The following is a 23,407-nucleotide window of genomic DNA, read 5'->3' on the forward strand; positions in this document are numbered from 1 at the left end:
GGCTCTCGATATCGGCGAGGACCGATTGGATTTTGGCTTGGAGCTTCTCTTTGTATTTCTCAACTGAACCTTTCCAAACAAAAGTATAACGATTGGCCGGGGATTCAATTTTCGTTCCGTCGATATATTGGACCTCCAGGCTTACATAACCCATTTCTTGCAACATACGCACCACATCAGAAAACAATTGCTGGATTTTTCCGCTTAATCTTTTTCCACGGAAATAATTTATCGTTCTAAAATCAGGGGTACTCTGGCCACTGAGCCACATAAAATGAATGTTCTCGTGGAGTGTTTTTTCTATTTTTCGACAAGAATAAATATTGCTTAAATAGGCGTAAAACAGCACTTTAACCAACATTCTTGGGTGGTAACTACTGGTGCCCCCACCTTTGTATTGCTCAATTAAAGTATCGATGTTCAAGTGGTTGACCACTTCATTTACCAATCGAACGGGATGGTTTTGAGGAATTTTATTAAAAATATCTTCCGGAAAAAGACTTGGACTATTGGCTGGTAATGCCTTAAAATGTATTTTTGAATTGTTTGTCATAGCAACCTCAAAATACTATTTTTGAGGGATAAACACAAAAAAAATCCCGAAAAATTTCGGGATTTTTGCCTTTTGAGACTTTTTAGACAGCCTCTTTTCCAATATTGCGGTCTGGACGGGACTCGAACCCGCGACCCCATGCGTGACAGGCATGTATTCTAACCAACTGAACTACCAAACCTACTTGCGTTATTGTGCTGCAAAAATACAATAGAACTTTGATTTTACAAGGTTTTCTGTATTTTTTAAACAAATAAAAAGCGTTAAATTTTTAACCGTCTGATTTCTATTACGATAGAAAGATGAGTAAGTAGGTTTTAATCCGAAAAGACAGTAAAAATGTAATAGGTAAGCTGTTTTTATCTTTGCATTAAAAGATTCTACTTACGTAATTGCACTTCTATTATCAAATAATTTAATATTGACTCATAATTACTAGTTATGGTATTTCGTAAAATATTGAAGTTTTTGAATCTGGATTCTTTTGTTTTTTATACCAATACGCAAGTTTTATCATCACAATATGCTTATTATTGAGATTATTATAAATTGCCCGAAGCCATTGATTTAGGATTAATCCATTTTAATATTTCACTACAACAATATGTAACTCTCTGGCTTTTTAGAGATTAAAAAAACTTCTACGTATCTCCTGGAAAACTTCTACGCATCTCTGTAGAAAAACTTATCTTGCACAAGTTAAACAAAACAAACAATTATGAGCCAGCAATGTGTAATTTTTGATATGGATGGCGTGATATGCCACACCAATCCACATCATGTAGTGGCTTTCGAAGCCTTTTTCGATAAATACCAAATTCCATACACACAGGAAGAATTTGAAGAGCATATGTACGGAAAGCATAACGGATACATCATGACACATTTCTTCAAACGTTCCGTTGCGGGAGAAGAATTAGCTAAACTTGAATTCGAAAAAGAAGCTATGTTCCGTGAAATATATAAAGACAAAGTAGAAACGATTCCGCATTATCTGAAGTTTTTAGAAGAACTAAAATCTCGCGGATTTAAAACAGCTGTCGCAACCTCTGCACCGCGTGCTAACCTGGATTTAATCATAACCGCTTTACAGATAAAAGACAAAATGGACTCGATGTTGTCCAGCGAAGATGTAAAACATCATAAACCTGATCCGGAAGTATATTTAAAATCAGCAGCGCGTGTAGGCGTTTCTCCGGCTGATTGTGTCGTTTTTGAAGATTCTTTTTCGGGAGCTTCAGCTGCAATCAATGCAGGAATGAAAGTAGTTGGCGTTTTGAGTACCCATACTAAAGAACAATTACCACCATGTGATTTTTACATCAAGGATTACAGCGAAATAAATGTTGAGAAAATTTTGGCTTTGTTGAAATTGTAATTTCTGTTAATTCTATCCTTTACAAGAATTAATAGATTTTTGCTGCTCATTTTGATTTCATTAAACTAATCATAATAACTAAAGTAGATTAATTGAAAAATGGGTTCTATCTCTTCGTAGTTAAAATTATGTGGTTTTATTTTTTTTACCATATTAAAAGTGTTATATTGACACTTTTAAATTAGGACAATATTTTTTTGCTTATTTGCATTAAAACCAGCAAATTAAACCTAAAGCTGGATCATAAGTAAATAGTGCTGCCTGAATTAAAAAATAAAAATCAACCTCATAAAAAAACACAAAAAACTATGAAAAATGGAAGAATCATTTTAGCCTGCGTGTGGACATCCCTCTTTGCTATGACCACTATCCAGGCACAAAAAAAAATGGTGCAGACCAAAACTGAAAACAAATATGTGCATAAGGCTTTAGGAAATCCTTATCTGCCTCTGTGGGAACATTTGCCGGATGGAGAGCCAAGGGTTTTTGAAGATCCGGATAATCCGGGAAAATTTCGTGCCTATATCATCGGATCCCATGATGTCGCCTACACTGCTTATTGCGGAGCTGATATTAGAATATGGTCTGCGCCTGTAGAAGATTTGTCGAGCTGGAGGGACGAAGGACCTGTTTTTACTTATGAAGTTGACGGAAAATGGGATGTTATGTACGCTCCCGATCTGGTAGAGGTAAAGAAAAAAGATGGCACAAAGGAATATTACCTATACCCTCACAGCCGTGGAGAAAGCAGAGAAGCCATGATAGCTAAAGGAAGTCGTCCTGATGGTCCTTTCACTCCTGTAAATCTTACTCCAGACGGAAAACGTACTTTACCGGGAAGCATCCTTGGATTTGACCCTGCCGTTTATATTGAATACGTTACAGACCCAAAAGATGCTGATTATCAAACTGGTTTTAGGACTTATGGGTATTGGGGTTTTCAAAAATCGTCAGCAGCACAGTTAGACCAAAACACCATGTATTCACTTAGGCCAGGAACTGAAATAATTGCAAATTTTTTACCTGCAAGTTCCAGTTATGGTGTTCCCCGCGCGCCAAAGGGAACAGCATTTCCCCAAATTTATCCGGGACAGGATTTTGGGACGTTTAATTTTTTTGAAGCATCTTCCATTCGTAAGGTAGGCAATAAATATGTTTCAATTTATAGTGGTTATTCAGGCCCAGACTACGGAATAAGCAGTTCTAATTCTACTTTACGATATGCTGTGGGAGATTCACCTCTGGGTCCATGGAAAATTGGCGGTGTTTTGGTAGATTCACGTGCTCCTGTGCTTAATCAGGATGGAACCGCTATAATAACTTCAAATGCAGGCCACAATACTCACGGAAGTATTCAGGAAATAAATGGTCAATGGTATGCTTTTTATCACAGGCCTCCAAGAGGATTTGGATTTGCACGTCAGGCAATGGTTGCCCCTATAACAGTGAAATGGGATGATAAACCTGTGTCTGAAGGCGGTATGGTTTCAATTGGAATGTATGATCCTTACGCTGACAAAGTGCCAACTGTAAAAGATAGTAAAGGAAATGAATACAAAGGTGCTGAAGTTACTTCTGAAGGTTTTCATATTTATGGTCTTGATCCTTACCAATATTATTCGGCAGGTTATGCGTGTTACCTCTCTGACAATAGCACACAGCAAGATTCCTGGGATATATGGGATAACCACATGCCGATTACCAAGGTTAAAAACGGTCATATTATTGGGTATAAGTATTTCGGTTTTGGAGGTCTTAAAAACAATAAAAACGGAATTAAGGCTTTTAAAGGTACTCAAAAAGGGAATAAAACATCCTTTAATTTGTTTCTTAAACCAAATACCGAAAAATCATTTAAAGTTAATGTCTGGCTTGACGGCATGATAGACAATGACACATGGAAAGGAAAAAAAATAGGCGAAATTGTCGTTCCTCAAAATGCTGCACAAAATATTACCCAGTTCACCATAGACGTTGCAAAATTTGTAGACGGACTGGATAAAAAACATGCTATCTATTTAGTGGCAGAGGGTAACGATGGAGAATCTCTTTTTGATTTAGCTGGATTGGGATTTAGTTCTGCCAAAAATAAAATTGTTCGCCCTGTAGTTCCTACCGTTAGCATTAAAGTGAACGGAGAAGATTTAAAACTCTCGGAAACTCCGGTTAGATTTACCAGAGCCAATGGCAATGTTGGTTACGATATTTATGAAGCCACTTCTAAAGTTGGATCCGAAGCAAACAGCATTCCTGTTGTAGCAGCAACTGCCAGTAATCCAGAAGTAAAGATATCTATAATACAGGCAAAAGATATAACAGACAATGCTGTTGTGAAGTTTGATTATAAAGGTGTGGTAAAAACCTACCATGTAAAATTTACTAAATGATGGAAACATCAGATATATAAGTTTTATACATAAAGCATAATATGACAGCCTCCAGTTTTTAACTGGAGGTTTTTTATCCAAAATTAATTTACGTGTATAAAAACATTACACAAAGTCTAATGCAATTGCAAGCAATAGGGCATTTTGAAAGATTTTTATTTTTAAATCCCCTTATATAATCGAAATCGAACTGCCTAAAGAAAAAAAACACATTAGTCTCGGTTTTATCCTTAGCGTTAGAATGTTTTTTATTATCTGCTAATTTAAATCATTCTACATCAAGAAAGTATGATAAAAGTTGGCTTTTATAATTTAGAACCAAATCTTTTACTATGACTATTGAATTTCTCATAGCTTAAAAATGTAAAATAAACAATTAATCTCCTTTTGTTAAAAAAGTATCAGCATAATAAATAAATATCTTTTATATTCGTAAAAAAATATTTTAATTATTTATTTATTATCAATTACATTATTTGCACTTTATGAGTAATACATCTACAAAAGGCATTTGGAAAGTGATTTCGGCCTCTTCTATGGGAACTATGATTGAATGGTATGATTTTTATATTTTTGGAAGTTTAGCCGTTGTAATTTCAACCAAATTTTTTCCCAGTGACAATCCTACCGCAGCATTTCTGTCAACATTAGCGACTTTTGCAGCAGGATTTGTGGTTCGTCCTTTTGGAGCTTTATTTTTTGGAAGACTTGGAGATATAATTGGCCGTAAATATACTTTTATGGCTACCCTGTTATTAATGGGTGGTTCTACTTTTTTGATAGGCTGTATTCCGAGTTATGAAACGATTGGCTTTTTAGCACCTTTATTGGTTTTGATTTTACGTTTGCTCCAAGGACTTGCTTTAGGCGGAGAATATGGCGGAGCAGCAACCTACGTTGCAGAACATGCCCCGAAAGGACAACGAGGTTATTGGACCTCATGGATTCAGACCACAGCAACAGTTGGATTATTTATTTCACTGATGGTAATCCTGGCAACAAAAACAGTCCTTTCTGCTGAGGATTTTGATAACTGGGGATGGCGTGTTCCGTTTTGGGTATCGATTGTCATGGTTGGCGTTTCTTACCTCATCCGAAAAAATATGGACGAGTCTCCTGAATTCGCGAAAGCAAAAAAAGAAGGAACTACAAGTGCCAGTCCGCTAAAAGAAAGTTTTGGAAACCGCTATAATTTAAAGTTTGTATTGCTTGCTTTATTTGGTGCCACAATGGGACAGGGCGTTGTCTGGTATACCGGACAATTTTACGCCATGAGTTTCATGAAAACGGTGATGAACATAGATTCTTCGCAGGTTGATACTTTATTGGGAATTGCACTTTTACTGGGAACGCCGTTTTTTATTGTATTTGGATGGCTGAGTGACAAAGTGGGAAGAAAATATATTATGATGGGCGGAATGCTGCTTGCTATTTTGCTGTACAGACCAATTTATAAGGCAATGTACACCACAACAGATACAGCTCTTAAAACCGAAATTACAGAAAAAACAAAAACAACGGTTGAACTAACGGATGCAAAAGATTCTGTTTACACGACTCATAAAGAGTTTACTGATGGAACTGTTTCAATAGAAAAGAAAACCGTGTTTGCGACTAAAAAAGAGGCTCAGGTCAGTACATCTGTGATGATTAATTCGAGTGATGAGTGGAATTTGATTTTCTTAGTGTTTATACAGGTTATATTTGTTACCATGGTCTATGGGCCAATTGCAGCCTTTTTGGTCGAAATGTTTCCGGTTAAAATTCGATATACTTCCATGTCGTTGCCTTATCATGTTGGAAATGGAATTTTCGGAGGTTTGCTTCCTGCAATTTCGACTTATTTTGTTACTCATTCAAAAGCAGCAGGAAAACAGGACTTTTATCTGGACGGACTTTGGTATCCTATTGTGATTGCCTCTATCTGTTTTGTAATTGGAATGATTTACATTGATAATAAAAATAAAAACTCTCACCTTTAATCTACTGAAAATGAATTTTATAAAAAGAGCCTTAGGAATTGTGTGGATCATATTAGCAATTGCTGCTGCCTATTTTTGCATTTTTGAATTTGGTCTGCCAAAATTTTTATCGGATCAACAAGAGGATTTGGTATTTGGAATTATCATTCTGTTTATTCTGACTCCATTGATCGTTTTGGGGCTTGGGGTTTTTGGCTACTTCTCTTTAACTGGAGAATACGACAAAGAGAATTAATTTCTATCATATAAAAAACAAAAGGCTGCCCACACGGACAGCCTTTTCGCATTACCAAACCAAACAAAAATTTATTCTTTAATAAACTTTATTACTTCTGCTTCATTATTCTCATTAAGTGCTTTTACAATATATAAGCCCGGTTTTAAATCGCTTACCTCAAATTGAAAATCTGCATTTTCATTGTGTGTAAAACTTTTTACCAATTGACCAGTAATAGCATAAACTTCAACTTTTACAGCAGCAAAATTCAATGTGAAGTAATTCGAAACAGGATTTGGATACAAACTCAATGCGTTTCCTTTTTCGAAATCTTCAATAGCCAGACTGGCTTGTTTGTTTCCGTAAATTCTGAATTCTCCTGCTGGAATACTCATTACAGCATTCACGTCGGTAACATTTATTGTAGTATTGTCCATCAGATTATACCATGTTCCCGGATATGAAAAACCGGTAGCAACGTTTTGAGTGGTAACATTAAAGTTGGCCAAAATCAACACATCTTTAAGTTGTCCTGAAGATAGAGCTGAGTTTGTAATTTTAATGTTCGGATACAATGAACTGGTATTTGACATGGTTGTTGTTCCGGAAAACACAGGCTCCGCAATTTTCATGGTGATCATTTTTGACCAGTCGTTATAAATTTTGTTTCGTCCAGAATTTCCGAGCCAATTTCCAGTCCATTGCGGCTGTGGTTTTGTGTCTAATTTGCAGTCTCCTGAAATTGTCGCTGAAGCATCATTTACGGTTCCGTTATTACAGGTAAAAATAGAAGAATCCCAGCCTAAATCTCCAAAATGCCAGATCATTTTTGGTCCCGGAACCAATAATGAAACCGCGCCAATAGCCGACATTCTGGACAAAGCTGTGCTTAATGTTTTTACGTTGTGAGCAGCATTTGTCGAATTTCCGTATTGGATATTTTTATACATCAGACGTTCCTCGTCGTGGCTTTCTGCGTAACCTATTAATCTGTTTGCAGAAAACCCACGGCTTGAGCTTGTCATTCTTGAAATATTACCAGTGTACCCCATAGACAACTCATTATAAGCACTATTCATATTTCCCCACATCATGATTCCTTTACTTGGTGATTCTGCAATTTTATAATTTGCCCATTGCTGTTCTTCCAAATCAGTTCCTAAATGTTCGAAAATAGTATAATGCGTAGGATCCAGGGTCCAGGAATAATCAGCATATGATTTCAAAACATCAACTCTGTCTTGTTGATAAGCATTGGTACAAGTTTCATCTGAAGCAGTACAATTTTGAGTAAACCCTTTGGTTAAATCCCAACGCAAGCCGTCAATTTTGAATTCTTCAACCCATTGTTTGATCACACGTTTTACATAATTCTGAGTTCTGATGGACTGATGGTTAAAATCTTCACCAACGCTATAACTGTGTTTGGCAACTGTATTAAAATAAGGGTTTTCGGTAGTTGGGGATCCGAAACCGTCTCCGTCAGGATCATTCATCCACATTCTCACCATCGGATTTCTTCCGAAAGCGTGATTCAAAGCCACATCCAGAATCACGGCGATGCCGTTTTGGTGACATAAATCGATTAGTTCTTTTAATTTGTCCGAAGTTCCGTAGAATTTATCGAGCGCCATGTGGAAAGAAGTGTTGTAGCCCCAGCTTTCGTTGCCTTCAAATTCCATTACCGGCATTAATTGAATTGCGTTTATTTTCAAATTTTTAAAATAATCGATCCGGTCAATCAGGCTCTGATAGTTTCTGTTGGCATCAAAATCACGAACCAAAACTTCATAGACTACTAATTTATCTTTTTCAGGTTTTGTGAAATTGTTGACCTGCCAGTTGTATGGCGTTTGTCCGGTTTTTAAAACGGTTACTTCAAATTGTTGTCCTGATGGATAAATCGGCATATTTGGATAATTGGCAGCAGGAATTGAAGCATCATCATAAGGGGATAAAACCAAAGTAGAATAAGGATCTGCTGTTTTAACCAATGAAGGTGAATTTGCTAAAGGTGTCGCATCTCCTACCCAATATTGATAGGTATTATTTGTTCCCGAAACCAAACCGGATAACTCCAACCAGAATTTTCCGGAAGTAGGATCTTTTTTCATGGCATACGCCAATGAAGGCTGCCAGCTATTAAAGCTTCCGGCCACGTAGACAAAATCTTTTAAAGGGGCATCCAAAACCAAAGTCGCTTTTGTAGCATCGCCAGAGTTGTAATTAATCCCATCAACTAAACCGGCAGGCATAGCTTCTGAAACCGTATTAGGATTTACGATAACCGAAAACTTTTTTGAAATTGTTGTTGCTCCCTGCGTCACCAATAATTCATAGCTCTGATTAGCAGTAACATTAGCATGGCTAAAGGAATAATTTGCTGTACTTGCATTTGTATTAATCGTGTTCCCGTTTGATTTTAGTACATAACTCGCAACACCATTGGTATTGGTAGCCGCAATATTAAAATTAGAACCTGATGTTAAAATGGAAGAACTATTTTCTGCCGGTGCAGTAAGCGTAACCTGAAAAGTACCGACTTCTACTAAAATATCCTGTGATTTTTTATCTCCGGTTCCGTCTTTTGTTTTAATTAAAAAACCAATTCTGCCAATTCCGGTGGCATTGTAATACGTAGCAGGAGTAATGGTTTTGGTATAAGTATAGGTTCCGGCGTTATACGTAAACATACTGGCTGCGCTTGAAGCGGTCCACGAACCGTTATTGGGTGTTCCTTTTGCGGTAGTGTCATTGGTGTCAAAAGCCCATGCCCACATGTATAATTCATGAGTTGCGGCAATGCCCCAGCTGGTTTCATTGATACTGCTTCCTTTTATTGTAATAGTAATAGAATTGGTTTCTTCAAAAGTAGCAGGACTTACAGAATAGTCAACGGTTTGTTGTTGCGCAAAAACAGCAGCCGACAACAAAAAGAATATGGTTAGTAAAGTTTTTTTCATAATGATATGTGGTTAGATAGTATGATTAAAAAAAGGCTACCCGCAGATAGCCTTTTATTGTAATCAAAAATTACTAATTCTTTTTAATGGTATATGTTTTTGCAATAAAGTCAACAACAATAGTATAGTTTCCTGCTGTTGCAATTGGAATATTAGATCCGCCTGCATCTAAGCTTAAATCATTGCCATTATCACCATAATTAGTTGTCCAGCCATCATCTAATCTGAATTTGATTTCTCCAACAACCAGATCCATCGTGATGGAATATTTTTTAGTACCAGAGTTGTAATCTAAATTTGCATCAGTTCCCCAACCGTCACCACCTGTGACTGGTGCTGTTGCACTACCAATTATACCCCAGTTATCCCATGCCGTATAAGGAGTAACTTTGATGGTGTAAGAATTAGATATTTGAGGAGCTGATCCAACGCCTCCAACAGTAGATTTAATGCGAACATCAATCTGACCTTCTGCCAAAGGAGTCAAACCGATATTTAAAGCTGCTGCGTTTAATTCTGCAACAGTAAAGTTTTTAAACTTGTCAGTAGTTGTACCTGCAACATATGGAGATTCGAAGTTAGTTCCTGCTTTAGCTATTTCTACACTATAATTAACAACAGTTGTGCTTCCTTCATATTGTGCATCATCCCAAACAAATGTAGTGGCGAGGCCATCTGAATTCGCAACTTGTAATACAACGTTAAAATCTGATTTAGGGCTTAATAATACCGGAGCAGTTGCAGCCTCAATTACTGGTCTGCTTTCTACGTCGTCGCCTGAACATGAAACAGCCAAAATGCTGATAAATGCAATTAAAATTTTATTTATATTTTTCATCTTATTTGTTTTTTATGAGTTATTAGTTAGTAACCAGTGTTTTGAATTAAAGTAGGGTTTGCCTGAATAGTTGTAGCAGGAATCGGCATAAGGTTTCTATAGGATTCTGTAGAAGTACCATTTTTAACTCCGCCTTTCCATTGCCATAATTTTGAAGATCCTGTGAATTTATCGAAACGAATTAAGTCAGTTCTTCTGTGGCATTCCCAAAACAATTCTCTTCCTCTTTCGTCAAGAATAAAATTAAGGGTTAAATCTCCTGATGTTATAGTAGTAGCACCCGCTCTGGTTCTTAATTTATTGATGTAACCAACTGCGGCATTCAAATCTCCGCCGGTACCTCCTCTTAAGATTGCCTCGGCATACATTAGATATACATCAGATAATCTGAATACCGGGAAATCAGTATCCGGAATATCATTTCTTTGAGCTGCACCTCCGTCTGATTTTTTATTAGTGAACTTAGTTACAGCATAACCATTTGTAAACGATCCGATATTATTGATATCAAGCGTTTGTCCGGTAGTGTAGAAAGTTCCTCTTTTGTCACCGGTTGCTGTTTCATCAGGGAATAACTGAACAAATTCTTTTCTTGTTCTGATACCCTGCCAGCCTCCATCCATACCGTAATCACTTCCATTCATTGAACCTCCAATTGAAGCGTGAAGGATAAAACTCATTCCTGCTCCGGTAGCTCTGATTAAATTACCATCGCTAATTACAGGGAAAATAAATTCGCTTTGTGCACCATTTGTATTATTGTCTGCAGAGAACAAATATTTGTAAGGTACGTCTGCAAAAGTGTATCCTGAATTATTGATGATATCACTACAAAGCGCAACAGCTTCGGTATTTTTTGCAGTTCCGATATATACTTTAGCATTCAGATAGATTTGAGCCAATAAGAATTTTGCAGCCGTTTTGTCAACTCTTCCGTATTCATTAGCTTTAGAAGCTACCAGGCTGTTTTCTAAATCTTTAAGTTCGCTTTCTACAAAAGCAAAAACTTCTGCTCTTGTTTTTTGAACCGGATTATAAATTCCTACCGGATCAGCTTCAGTTGTAATAGGCACATTACCGAATAAATCCATTAACTGAACATAGTCAAAAGCTCTTAAAAAACGTGCTTCCGCTCTAAAAGCGGCAATTTCTGCTTTCAAAGCAGCATCAACATTTCTTTCAGCAAGTTTTTCATCCGTTGTTTGTCTTAAAAACTCATTTGCAAGACTTATTTGATAAAAAGATCTTGAATAAACTCCGTAAAGGAATTCATTATTAGGAGCCCAGGTCTGAGTATTCATTGTTGGCAGTGTACCATCAGCCCATGCAATTATAGCCTCGTCAGTTGTGAATTCCTGTACTACAAACAGAAGTCTTAAATAACTGCTGAAATCACCACCAATTCCGGAAATATCCGGAGATGCATCTCCGTCATTACCACCCACATACATTCCGGCATATAATTTTGCCAAAACCTGCTTGTAGGATTGAGGGCTTTTAAAGAAATCTTCTGACAAAAACTCATCATCATCTTCCGGTGTTACATCCAGGTCACTTGTACAAGATGTAAAAGCCAAATTTAAACCCAGAATTACCAGGAATAAAAAACTTATATTTTTAAATGATATTTTCATTTTATTTACTTTTTAAATTTTAATTGAACTTCAATACTTTATCGGATGATAAATTAGAAATTAGCATTTACGCCAAATACATAAGTTCTTGCACGTGGATAAACATTACCGTCTACACCTGAAAAACTCTCAGGATCTATACCGTTATATTTGCTGAAAACCAAAGCATTTTGTACTCCTACAGTAAAGCGTAATGACACTTGTTTGAATAAAGACCTGTCAACATTGTAGCCAATACTTGCGTTATCTAATTTGATGAAGGAAGCATCTTTTACGTAATAGTCAGATAAATAACGCTGAGTTCCGTTATCTTCAAAAGTAAATCCGGTGTTGTAATAATCCGGTGTAATATTTGCCAAATCAGTATCTCTTCTCAGACCTGCCTGTAAATATCCTTTATCAGAGTTGATGTTGTCAAAAATGAAGTTGCCCACATTTGCTCTCCAGCTCATTGTAAAGTCGAATTTTTTATAATTGAAAGTACTGAATAACCCGAAAGTGTAATCCGCTGTTGGTTTATGAAATCTGTAACGATCTGAATTGTCGATTCTGCCGTCCTGATTTCTGTCCACATAAGCTCCCTGAATTGGTTTTTTGTTAGCATCATACAATTGCTCAAAAACATAGAACGCAGCCGGATTAAATCCTACAGAGTTTATTTTTATTCTGTTATTACTTCCTCCAGTTATGTTATCTCCTGTCATGTATCCCTGGAATCCAGGTACAGTAAATCCTAAATCTGTAATCTCCTGATTAATATAAGTAGCATTAAATGCCAGGTTCCAGTTTAAATTTTCCGATTTTAAAACATCACCGTTAAGGTTAAATTCGATACCGTCTGTCTGTACACTTCCTACATTTGAGAATCCTGCATTTCTTATGTTGGCACCATCAGGATATGCAATATCAGCTAATAAGTCATTCGCTTTTTTGTTGAAGTAATTTAAAGATCCGTTAATTCTGTTTGCTAAAAATCCAAAATCAATACCTAAGTTGAATTCTGCAGTATCTTCCCACTTGATATCTTTATTAAATCCTTCTGTTTTAGCAACCTGATAAGCAGTGCTTCCAAAAATATAATTAGAATTTATAGTTCCTAAAGTTACTCTTCTAAGGTAATCATAAGCAGCTGTAATATCCTGCTGACCAGTTGTACCATATCCAACTCTTAATTTTAAAGATGAAATAGTCGAATTGTCTTTCAAGAAAGCTTCTTCAGAAATATTCCATGCAAATGCAGCTCCTCCAAAATCTCCCCATCTGTTTTCTTTAGAAAAACGTGAAGTACCGTCTCTTCTATAGTTTATGGTCAATAAGTAGCGGCTTTCGTAACCAATATTTGCTCTGGCAAAATAAGACTGTAGATTAATATCCGCATCTGTAGTTACGTCAGTAGCAGGGTTTGGTCTTCTTGTTTCCCCACTATTGTACGCTTCTCTTTCAAACATTTGATAGTTATAACCACCGGTTAAATCTAATTTGATTTTTCCGAATGTTTTCACATAATTTAAATAAGCATTTAAATTTTTATTTTGTCTTGAATCAGTATATCCTCTGTAGTCTCCCAGATTTGTCCAGTTCCCTGCAGAGAAAGATGCAGGCTGATAGCCGTTTACACTTTCGGTACTGTTTTCTTCGTAACCATTACTGTCAAATTTGTCAATTCCTAATTCGGCAACAGCTCTCAAATCTTCAAGGAAATGAAGTTTATAATCGACTCTTACATTACCCCATTTTCTGGTTGAAGTAGATTTTCTCGTATTTTGATTGATACGTGCTACCGGATTTTTAGCAGCAAGAAGATTCACATCTCCATTTGCCTGCAGCCATTCAAAATAACCTCCATAACGCGAACCTTCATCATATACAGATTGTGTAGGGTCAAAATTAATGGCACTTCCGATAACACTATTTTCATCCTGAAATTGATTTTTACCAAAAGACAAGTTTCCGTTAATATCAATTTTTAAATGATTATCAAATAGAACCGGGTTTAATGATAAAGACGTAGTTGTTCTTTCAAACGAAGTGTTTTTTAAGATACCCGGAGTGTTTGTATTACCAACAGATAATCTTGAAGGTAATTTTTTAAACAAAGAACCGCTTGCTGAAATGTTGTTATCTAAAGTTACTACACTTCTAAATACTTCATCCTGCCAATCTGTATTTGCAGTTCCTAATAATGCTTTTTGTGCTGCTGATCCTTTTTCGTTTACAAGTTCACGAAACTGGTCTGCGCTTAAAACATCTATTTTTTTTGCAATAGAGCTGATTCCTGTTTGAGAATTGAAAGTAACTTTTAATGCATCTTTAGAACCTTTTTTAGTCGTAATAACGATTACACCATTGGCAGCTCTTGAACCATAAATTGCTGAAGCCGAGGCATCTTTCAAAACAGTAAAAGATTCAATGTCATTAGGATCAATTGTAGATAAAATGCTGGTAGAACCATCTGGCACCGCATTACTCAACGGAAGTCCGTCTACTACGATTAAAGGATCGTTTGAAGCATTTAACGAAGAACCTCCTCTGATTCTGATATTGGCTCTTGCTCCCGGAGCTCCTCCTCCGGTAACGGTAACACCTGAAATCCGGCCTGTTAGCAGACTTTCCGGAGTTACATTTAATCCTTTATTAAATTCTTTTGAAGATAAAACCGCTACTGCTCCCGTTGCATCTTTTTTCTTAACGGTACCGTAACCTACCTGTACAACTACCTCTTTAAGTTGATTGGTATCTTCTTCTAATGAAATGTTTAGTGTTTTTTGACCGTTATAGTCAACGGTTGCTGTTTTGTATCCAATAAAAGAAACCAGGATTTTGTTTCCGTTCTTTACATTAGATAATTCAAAATTACCGTCAAATCCGGTCGATGTTCCTCCAGGAGCACCTTGTACATTTACATTTACCCCCGGGATTGGTTGTCCTGTCGCCTTGTCGACAACTGTACCTTTTAAAGTGCTTTGAGCGAGCATAGTAAACGGCAGCAGCAGGAATAAAAATAACAACTTTTGTGAAATTGTTTTCATACTTTTTGTTTAAATTAGTTTGAGTTAGTGATTGTTAGTTGAGCTTTTAATTTTACTTCGAATTTCAAAATTAGGAATTAATTAACATGCTCAACGCCAGTCATTTTTTATTGGCTTACGCAAACGTGGTAGTGTTGAAAACTTTATATATTATTGCGTTTTTTTAGGAATAAAATTATGATTTGTGGAAATTAAACATACCTTTATTGTCAATAACATTTTTTTCAAATTAGTATCATGAAGCGAAAAGTGACCCTAAAACAGATAGCAAAAGAGCTCGATGTATCTATTTCAACTGTTTCAAAATCATTGCGAAACAGTCCTGAAATTGGTGAAGAAACCCGGTTAAAAGTTCAGGCTTTTGCAAAATTTTACAATTACAAACCCAACAATATTGCCCTGAGTTTAAAAAACCGAAAAACCAAAAGTATTGGCATTATCATTCCGGAAATTGTACATTATTTTTTCTCTACCGTAATTGACGGCATTGAGCAGGTTGCTAATGAGAACGGTTATAGTGTTGTGATCTGTTTATCCGATGATTCTTTTGATAAAGAAGTATTAAACATGGAAATGCTGGCCAACGGAAGTATTGACGGTTTCATTATGTCACTTTCGAAAGAAACACAATTCAAAGGCGATTTTCATCATATTACCGAAGTGATCAATCAGGGAATGCCAGTTGTAATGTTTGATCGTGTCACCAATGATATATTATGCGATAAAGTAATTATTGATGATAAGGCGGCAGCATACGAAGCGGTTCAGAGCCTGATTGACAGCGGAAGAAAAAAAATAGCGCTTGTCACGACTGTTGATTATGTAAGCGTTGGTAAACTAAGAACCGATGGTTACGAAAAAGCGTTATTAGATAATGGATTACCATTTAACGAAGATTTAATCATAAAAATTGAAGACGTAGATACCTGCGAAATTACGATTAGCCAGCTTTTACATGACAGGGCTTTTGATGCTGTTTTTGCCGTAAACGAGCTTTTTGCCGTAACCATTATTAAAACCGCAAACAAAATGGGGCTTAAAGTTCCGAAAGATCTCGCTGTAATTGCTTTTACTGACGGTATTATTTCTAAATATTCAACGCCAAGTATTACAACGGTGAGTCAAAGCGGAAAAAAAATGGGTAATAAAGCCGCTAAAATGCTTATCGAAAGACTGGAAGCTGAACATGAAGATGATGAAGAAAATGAAAATTACAGAACAGAGGTTATCGAAACGCATCTTATAAAAAGAGAATCTACCGACTAATTTTGTCAATCGTAAAGAATAGTAATGCAACTGTTTAAACTGAATTTGTCTTATACTTTATCATTTTCAATTTTAGTGGTACTTTTTTCTTATTTAATTCATTACTACAACCTTGTAGTAAAAAATGTTTGCTCTTATTTGCCTTTATAAAACAAAAAACTGAAATATATTTCTATATTTACAGCCTGGTTCAAAGCTTTTACTTTTACTTCGAAATAATAGTAAGTTTTGATAAGCAAAGCGCTTATCGTATAATTTTTACAAATTACGATAATGGAAAAGCGTAAATTAAGTTTCTGGGAAATCTGGAACATGAGTTTCGGTTTCTTAGGAATTCAAATGGGATTTGCACTTCAGAATGCAAATGCCAGCAGAATTCTTCAAATTTTTGGTGCCGACGTCCATGAACTTTCATGGTTTTGGATTATTGCGCCCCTAATGGGATTAATAGTTCAGCCAATTATTGGTCATTACAGCGATAAAACCTGGGGGAGATTCGGCAGACGAAAACCTTTCTTTTTAGTTGGTGCAATTTTAGCCTCCGTTGGATTAATCCTTATGCCACAGGCTAATATTTTCATTTCAGTATTGCCCGCTTTATGGGTTGGAGCCGGAATGTTAATGATCATGGATGCTTCTTTCAATATTGCCATGGAACCTTTCCGCGCACTTGTTGGAGACAATTTAAGAACAGATCAGCGTACTGCAGGATTCAGTATCCAAACTTCTTTAATTGGTTTTGGAGCCGTAATTGGTTCAGCATTGCCTTATGTTTTAACGAAATATTTCGGTGTTTCAAACAGCACCGTTCCCGGAAGTGTTCCATTAAATCTGACGCTGTCTTTTATCATTGGGGCAGCAGTTTTAGTTGGTTCAATTTTAGTGACTCTCTTCACAACAAAAGAATATTCACCTGAAGAACTCGCCAAATTTGAAGATCCGCAAAATGAGGTGATTCCTGATTCTGAAGAAAAATCAAAAATCACAGATATTTTCACAGATTTTACAAAAATGCCTGCCACCATGCGGCAGTTGAGCTGGGTACAATTCTTTTCGTGGTTTGGTTTATTCGGAATGTGGGTTTTTACCACTCCGGCAATCGCACACCATATTTACAAATTACCGCTTAGTGACACTTCGAGCCAGCAATACCAAAATGCCGGTGACTGGGTCGGAATTCTATTTGGTGTTTATAATTTAGTTTCTGCTATTGTTGCTTTGTTTTTCTTACCCTACATTGCTAAAAAAATCGGACGAAAATCAACTCACGCTGTTTCATTAATCATTGGCGGAATAGGATTAATCTCGATTTATTATATGCCAAATGAAGACTGGGTTGTATTGCCAATGATTTTAATTGGAGTGGCATGGGCAAGTATCCTGGCAATGCCGTATGCGATTCTTGCAGGATCAATTGCTCCAAAAAAAATGGGGGTTTACATGGGGATTTTCAACTTTTTTGTTGTAATTCCACAAATTGTAAACGCATTAATTGGCGGTCCAATTGTTAAATATCTTTATGATGGCGATGCAATTTATGCCCTAATCACAAGTGGCACAAGTTTCTTAATTGCTGCTCTTTTAGTCTATAAAGTAAAAGATGTAGACGACACTATCCTGAAATCATAAATAAGAATTCTCCCTTAATGAAAAAAGCATTCATCTTCGACCTTGACGGAGTCATTGTCGATACCGCCAAATATCACTTTTTGGCCTGGCAAAAAATCGCGCAGGCTTTACATATAAATTTCACACACGAACATAATGAATTACTTAAAGGTGTAAGTCGTGTTCGTTCTTTGGATATCATTTTAGAATTAGGAAATGTCCAGGTTTCGCAGGCTGATAAGGACAAAATGCTGATTCAGAAAAATGAGGATTATTTATCGTATTTAGTTGACATGGACGAAAGTGAAATTCTTCCCGGAGTTTTTAAAATTCTGCAAGTATTAAAAGATAAAAATCAGGGAATCGCACTGGGTTCTGCCAGTAAAAACGCAAGACCAATTTTAGAAAAAACAGGAATCATTTCGTATTTCGATGTTATTGTGGATGGAAACGATGTTACCAATGCGAAACCAGACCCCGAAGTTTTCTTAAAAGCGGCTCACTTACTCCATATTGATCCAAAAAATGCAATCGTTTTTGAAGATTCTGTTGCCGGAATTCAGGCAGCAAACATCGCAGAAATGGTAAGTATTGGAATTGGAGAAGAAGCCTTTTTACATGAAGCGGATTACATTTTCAAGGACTTCACTCTTATAGAGGAAAGTTTTATCCAAAAGTTAATCAATTAGAAAATGTGATAATTAGAGAATGCGTCAATTAGAAAATGAGATAATTTACTAAAACAGAATTATCCAATTGAAACAAACTCATAAACAGATAACAAATCATCAATCAAAATAGAAAAAATAATCAGCAATTAGAAAAATAAAATTAGAAAACGTCAACCAAATAATTATCTAATTGACACATTTTCTAATTATCTAACTCAATAATTGCCAAATTATCTCATTAAACAAAATGAATCAAGATTATATAAAACCAGACAATTGGTCCATAATAGAAGAAGGATTTGATACGGAAAAGGTCAAATCTTCTGAAAGTCTTTTCAGCCTTGGTAACGGGGCTATGGGACAGCGGGCCAATTTTGAAGAAACCTATTCTGGCGAAACTTTTCAGGGAAGTTACATTGCCGGAATTTATTACCCGGATAAAACCAAAGTAGGCTGGTGGAAAAACGGCTATCCTAAATATTTCGCAAAAGTATTAAATGCCCCTAACTGGATTGGGATTAACATCGAAATCAACGAAGAAAACCTTGATTTAAATAATTGTAACGAGGTTCGTAATTTCCGCAGGGAACTGAATATGAAAGAAGGATGGTACAACCGTTCTTTTGAAGCCGTGCTGAAAAACGGAACTGAAGTTGCGGTAAATGTCCGTCGCTTTCTTTCTTTGGATTTAGATGAAGCAGGAATCATTAAATATGATATCACGCCTTTAAACAAAGACGCTAAAATTGTATACAAACCATATATTGACGCTGGTGTAACCAATGAAGATGCCAATTGGGATGAAAAATTCTGGAAACCATTAGAGGTAAAAAAATCAAACAGTGAAGCTTTTGTAACAGCAAAAACGTTTAAAACGCATTTTAAAGTCACTACTTTTATGCACAATACGATTTTGGCCAATGGTGAAAATGTGAATATTTCTCCTTCTGCAGTTGATTCTACAATTGATAAAGTACAATTTACTTATGGAACCATTATCGCAAAAGGGCAAACTTCCTCCATTCAGAAAATAGGTGGTTATACAGTTTCTTTAAATCACGAAAATACTTTGGCTGCAGCCGAAAAAGTAATTAAAACGGCAGTTGGTTTAGGATATGATACTTTACTTCAAAATCAAATAGACGCCTGGGCAAAAATCTGGGAAATGTCAGATATTACGATTGAAGGCGATGTTAAGGCACAACAAGGAATTCGTTTCAACATTTTCCAATTGAACCAAACCTATTCAGGAAAAGATTCTCGTTTAAACATTGGTCCAAAAGGATTTACCGGAGAAAAATACGGCGGATCAACGTATTGGGATACTGAGGCGTATTGTATTCCGTTTTACATGTCGACAAAAGATCAGCAGGTCGCAAGAAACTTATTGACGTACCGTTACAATCAATTGGATAAAGCGATTGAAAACGCAAAAGACAATTTAGGTTTCAAAAATGGCGCAGCTTTATATCCAATGGTAACCATGAATGGTGAAGAATGCCACAACGAATGGGAAATCACGCACGAAGAAATCCACAGAAATGGAGCGATTGCTTTTGCGATTTACAATTACAACCGTTACACGGGAGATTACTCTTATATTCCAGAAAAAGGTCTAGAAGTTTTAATCGGAATTGCGCGTTTCTGGCATCAGAGAGCTTCTTTCTCAAAAGATAAAAACCAATATGTAATTCTTGGCGTTACAGGTCCAAACGAATACGAAAACAACATCAACAATAATTTTTACACCAATTATATTGCAAAATGGTGTATTGATTTTGCTTCGGAACAAATTGAAAAAGTAGCTTTAGAATATCCCGCAGATCATAAAAGAGTTTTAGAAAAAGTTACGCTTTCCGCGAATGAAATTCAGGAATGGAAAAAGGTTGCTGATAATATGTATTTTCCAAAATCAGAGGAACTTGGAATTTATTTACAACAAGACGGTTTCTTAGACAAGGATTTAGTTCCGGTAAAAGATTTAGATAAAGCACAACGTCCAATTAACCAAAAATGGTCTTGGGATCGGGTTTTACGTTCTCCTTACATCAAACAGGCAGACGTTTTACAAGGTTTCTATTTCTTCGAAGATCATTTTTCGAAAGAAGAATTAAAACGCAATTTCGAATTTTATGAATCATTTACAGTTCACGAAAGTTCGCTTTCGCCTTGCGTACACTCTATTCAGGCTGCTGCTTTAGATAAAATGGATATGGCCTATACTTTTTATTTAAGAACATCTCGTTTGGATTTGGATGATTACAATAAAGAAGTGGAAGAAGGTTGTCATATCACGTCAATGGCCGGTACATGGATGAGTATTGTAGAAGGTTTTGGAGGAATGCGTGTTAAGAATGACCAACTTCATTTTTCTCCGAAAATTCCAAAAGAATGGGAAGGGTATTCGTTTAAAATCAATTTCAGAAACCAAATTTTAAAAGTTGCTGTAAATCATAACGAAACTACTTTTACTGTTGACGGAGATCAGGATTTAAACATTATAGTAAATGGTAAATCTATAACGGCTGATAAACTCGCACAAATTAATTAAATTACAATACTCTAAAAATCTAAAAACATGAAAAACTTAGTTTTCGCCAGTTTAGTTTTGTTTGCGGTTAGCACGATTGCTAAAGCGCAACAATTAAAATCTCCCGAAGGAAAGTTCGTAATGGAATTTTCGCTTCAAAGCGACGGAACTCCAACTTACAACCTAAAATACAAAAACAAAGAAGTTGTAAAAACCAGTAAATTAGGTCTTGAACTTAAAGATGATAAAAAATCTTTGTTGAATGATTTTACTGTTGTTGACACCAAAACTTTAACTTTTGATGAAACCTGGAAACCAGTTTGGGGAGAAGTAGATCACATCAGAAATCATTATAATGAGTTGGCAGTAACTTTAAACCAAAAAAGTACAGACAGACAAATTGTAATTCGTTTCCGTTTGTTTGAGGATGGTTTAGGTTTCCGCTACGAATTCCCAGCGCAAAAGAACCTTACTTACTTTGTAATCAAAGAAGAAAGATCTCAATTTGCCATGACTGGAGATCACACGGCTTTTTGGATTCCTGGAGATTACGACACTCAGGAATACGATTATACAAAATCTAAATTATCTGAAATCAGAGGTTTATCTGAGAAAGCCTATACGGCAAACGTTTCTCAAAAATCATTTTCTCCAACAGGAGTTCAGACTTCTCTGATGTTAAAAACGGCTGACGGAATCTACATTAACTTGCACGAAGCAGCTTTAATTGATTATTCTTGTATGCATTTGAATTTAGACGACAAAAACCTAGTTTTCGAATCTTGGTTAACGCCAGATGCAAAAGGAGATAAAGGTCATATGCAAGCACCAAATCATTCGCCGTGGCGAACAATTATCGTGAGCGATGATGCAAGAGAAATTCTTTCATCAAAAATGACTTATAACTTAAACGATCCATCAAAAATTGACAATACTTCTTGGATTAAACCAGTAAAATACATTGGTGTTTGGTGGGAAATGATTACAGGAAAAAGTTCTTGGTCATACACAAACGATTATCCAACAGTTCAATTGGGTGTTACTGATTTCGCTAAAGCAAAACCAAACGGAACTCACGGAGCAAACAATGCTAACGTAAAAAAATACATTGACTTCGCAGCGGCAAATGGCTTCGACGCTGTTTTAGTTGAAGGATGGAATGAAGGTTGGGAAGACTGGTTTGGTCATTCTAAAGATTATGTTTTTGATTTTGTAACGCCTTACCCGGATTTTGACGTAAAAGGACTTCACGAATATGCAAAATCTAAAGGGGTGAAAATCATCATGCACCATGAAACTTCTGGATCTGTTCGTAACTACGAGCGCCACATGGATGCTGCTTACAAATTCATGAATGATAACGGCTACGATGCTGTAAAAAGCGGTTACGTAGGTGATATTTTGCCAAGAGGCGAAAACCACTACAGCCAATGGATTGTAAACCACTACCAATACGCGATCGAAAAAGCAGCTGATTACAAAATTATGGTGAACGCTCACGAAGCAGTTCGTCCAACAGGAATTGCTAGAACGTATCCTAACTTAATTGGAAACGAAGCAGCAAGAGGAACAGAATATCAGGCTTTTGGAGGTTCTAAACCTAATCACGTAACGGTATTACCTTTTACAAGATTAATTGGTGGACCAATGGATTATACGCCTGGAATTTTCGAAATGGATATCAGCAAAATGAATCCGGATAACAAATCGCATGTAAACAGTACAATTTGTAACCAATTAGCTTTATATGTAACAATGTACAGCCCACTACAAATGGCTGCTGATACTCCAGAAAACTACAACCGTTTTCTTGATGCATTCCAATTCATTAAAGATGTGGCGGTAGACTGGTCAGAAAGTAAATATATCGAGGCTGAACCTGGAGATTTTATCACTGTTGCCCGTAAAGCAAAAGGAACAAACAACTGGTTCGTAGGAAACGTAAACGGAGAAACTGCTCGTACTTCAAACATCGATTTCAGTTTCCTTGAAAAAGGCAAAAAATACACCGCAACTATTTATGCTGATGCAAAAGATGCGCACTACAAAACAAATCCGCAAGCTTATACCATCAAGAAAATTGCTGTAACCAATAAATCTAAATTATCTCAGTTTTCTGCTCCTGGCGGAGGTTATGCGATTAGTATTATTGAAACTAAATAACACTTTAAAAGGCAAGTAATTTTCCCCAAGATTATTTGTCTTTTTTTAAATATGAAGATCTCCAATCCTGCAAGGTTTCCAAAACCTTGTAGGTTTAAAACTTACCTCGCAAATTTTTTAAAGTTTGCAGCTTTTCTCAAACATACCTACAAGGTTTTGGAAACCTTGCAGGAAAACTAAAACTATAG

At 36.2% G+C, this 23,407-nt stretch carries 14 protein-coding genes and 1 tRNA gene; 9 read left to right on the forward strand and 6 right to left on the reverse strand.

Features of this window, described 5'->3' with window-relative positions; all coding sequences use genetic code 11:
- Both K8B81_RS20200 and K8B81_RS20205 read right to left on the reverse strand, forming a co-directional pair.
- Positions 1-553: transposase (locus tag K8B81_RS20200; RefSeq protein WP_223683343.1), on the reverse strand; the 553-nt coding region annotated here is incomplete at its 3' end.
- Positions 554-660: 107 nt separating this feature from the next.
- Positions 661-734, reverse strand: a tRNA-Asp gene (locus K8B81_RS20205).
- A gap of 537 nt (positions 735-1,271) precedes the next feature.
- Between K8B81_RS20205 and K8B81_RS20210 the strand changes: the two genes are divergently transcribed.
- The 4 genes from K8B81_RS20210 to K8B81_RS20225 all read left to right on the forward strand — a co-directional run bounded on the left by K8B81_RS20210 (position 1,272) and on the right by K8B81_RS20225 (position 6,535).
- Positions 1,272-1,931 carry an HAD family hydrolase gene (locus K8B81_RS20210; protein ID WP_223683344.1) on the forward strand — a complete coding sequence of 220 codons (660 nt, stop codon included), beginning with the start codon at positions 1,272-1,274 and terminating at the stop codon, positions 1,929-1,931.
- A gap of 308 nt (positions 1,932-2,239) precedes the next feature.
- Entirely contained in the window at positions 2,240-4,318 is a 2,079-nt protein-coding gene (locus tag K8B81_RS20215) for a hypothetical protein (RefSeq protein WP_223683345.1), read from the forward strand.
- Positions 4,319-4,803: 485 nt separating this feature from the next.
- Entirely contained in the window at positions 4,804-6,300 is a 1,497-nt protein-coding gene (locus K8B81_RS20220) for an MFS transporter (protein WP_223683346.1), read from the forward strand.
- Between the two features lie 10 nt (positions 6,301-6,310).
- Complete coding sequence (locus K8B81_RS20225; RefSeq protein ID WP_223683347.1) at positions 6,311-6,535, forward strand: DUF6814 family protein; 225 nt, start codon at positions 6,311-6,313, stop codon at positions 6,533-6,535.
- Positions 6,536-6,606: 71 nt separating this feature from the next.
- Here the strand turns inward: K8B81_RS20225 and K8B81_RS20230 are convergent, their stop codons facing one another.
- From K8B81_RS20230 to K8B81_RS20245, 4 genes are all read right to left on the reverse strand, one after another.
- Entirely contained in the window at positions 6,607-9,480 is a 2,874-nt protein-coding gene (locus tag K8B81_RS20230) for an alpha-amylase family glycosyl hydrolase (RefSeq protein ID WP_223683348.1), read from the reverse strand.
- A 73-nt stretch (positions 9,481-9,553) separates the two neighbouring features.
- Complete coding sequence (locus tag K8B81_RS20235; protein WP_223683349.1) at positions 9,554-10,318, reverse strand: SusE domain-containing protein; 765 nt, start codon at positions 10,316-10,318, stop codon at positions 9,554-9,556.
- Positions 10,319-10,344: 26 nt separating this feature from the next.
- On the reverse strand, positions 10,345-11,952 hold the full coding sequence (locus K8B81_RS20240) for a RagB/SusD family nutrient uptake outer membrane protein (protein ID WP_223683350.1): 1,608 nt from the start codon (positions 11,950-11,952) through the stop codon (positions 10,345-10,347).
- Between the two features lie 53 nt (positions 11,953-12,005).
- Entirely contained in the window at positions 12,006-14,981 is a 2,976-nt protein-coding gene (locus K8B81_RS20245) for a SusC/RagA family TonB-linked outer membrane protein (protein WP_223683351.1), read from the reverse strand.
- Positions 14,982-15,218: 237 nt separating this feature from the next.
- On the opposite strand from K8B81_RS20245, the gene K8B81_RS20250 reads away from it, so the two are divergent.
- The 5 genes from K8B81_RS20250 (at position 15,219) to K8B81_RS20270 (ending at position 23,219) form a co-directional block, all read left to right on the forward strand.
- Positions 15,219-16,247 (forward strand): LacI family DNA-binding transcriptional regulator, encoded by a 1,029-nt coding sequence (locus tag K8B81_RS20250; protein ID WP_223683352.1) that lies wholly within the window; start codon positions 15,219-15,221, stop codon positions 16,245-16,247.
- A 273-nt stretch (positions 16,248-16,520) separates the two neighbouring features.
- On the forward strand, positions 16,521-17,876 hold the full coding sequence (locus K8B81_RS20255) for an MFS transporter (protein ID WP_223683353.1): 1,356 nt from the start codon (positions 16,521-16,523) through the stop codon (positions 17,874-17,876).
- Between the two features lie 17 nt (positions 17,877-17,893).
- Positions 17,894-18,544: a beta-phosphoglucomutase gene (gene pgmB, locus K8B81_RS20260; protein WP_223683354.1), complete on the forward strand. Its 651-nt coding sequence runs from the start codon at positions 17,894-17,896 to the stop codon at positions 18,542-18,544.
- Positions 18,545-18,773: 229 nt separating this feature from the next.
- A complete protein-coding gene (locus K8B81_RS20265; protein ID WP_223683355.1) occupies positions 18,774-21,077 on the forward strand; it encodes a glycoside hydrolase family 65 protein in 2,304 nt (767 codons plus the stop codon).
- A gap of 27 nt (positions 21,078-21,104) precedes the next feature.
- Entirely contained in the window at positions 21,105-23,219 is a 2,115-nt protein-coding gene (locus K8B81_RS20270; protein ID WP_223683356.1) for a glycoside hydrolase family 97 protein, read from the forward strand.
- Positions 23,220-23,407: the final 188 nt, after the last annotated feature.

It is taken from the genome of Flavobacterium hibisci, assembly GCF_020026925.1.
GTDB lineage: Bacteria > Bacteroidota > Bacteroidia > Flavobacteriales > Flavobacteriaceae > Flavobacterium > Flavobacterium hibisci.

Bases quoted from the DNA above. Each gene is read 5' to 3' on its own strand.
- K8B81_RS20210 (WP_223683344.1), top strand. From the start codon at position 1,272: ATGAGCCAGCAATGTGTAATTTTTGATATGGATGGCGTGATATGCCAC.
- K8B81_RS20215 (WP_223683345.1), top strand. From the start codon at position 2,240: ATGAAAAATGGAAGAATCATTTTAGCCTGCGTGTGGACATCCCTCTTT.
- K8B81_RS20220 (WP_223683346.1), top strand. From the start codon at position 4,804: ATGAGTAATACATCTACAAAAGGCATTTGGAAAGTGATTTCGGCCTCT.
- K8B81_RS20225 (WP_223683347.1), top strand. From the start codon at position 6,311: ATGAATTTTATAAAAAGAGCCTTAGGAATTGTGTGGATCATATTAGCA.
- K8B81_RS20230 (WP_223683348.1), bottom strand. From the start codon at position 9,480: ATGAAAAAAACTTTACTAACCATATTCTTTTTGTTGTCGGCTGCTGTT.
- K8B81_RS20235 (WP_223683349.1), bottom strand. From the start codon at position 10,318: ATGAAAAATATAAATAAAATTTTAATTGCATTTATCAGCATTTTGGCT.
- K8B81_RS20240 (WP_223683350.1), bottom strand. From the start codon at position 11,952: ATGAAAATATCATTTAAAAATATAAGTTTTTTATTCCTGGTAATTCTG.
- K8B81_RS20245 (WP_223683351.1), bottom strand. From the start codon at position 14,981: ATGAAAACAATTTCACAAAAGTTGTTATTTTTATTCCTGCTGCTGCCG.
- K8B81_RS20250 (WP_223683352.1), top strand. From the start codon at position 15,219: ATGAAGCGAAAAGTGACCCTAAAACAGATAGCAAAAGAGCTCGATGTA.
- K8B81_RS20255 (WP_223683353.1), top strand. From the start codon at position 16,521: ATGGAAAAGCGTAAATTAAGTTTCTGGGAAATCTGGAACATGAGTTTC.
- pgmB (WP_223683354.1), top strand. From the start codon at position 17,894: ATGAAAAAAGCATTCATCTTCGACCTTGACGGAGTCATTGTCGATACC.
- K8B81_RS20265 (WP_223683355.1), top strand. From the start codon at position 18,774: ATGAATCAAGATTATATAAAACCAGACAATTGGTCCATAATAGAAGAA.
- K8B81_RS20270 (WP_223683356.1), top strand. From the start codon at position 21,105: ATGAAAAACTTAGTTTTCGCCAGTTTAGTTTTGTTTGCGGTTAGCACG.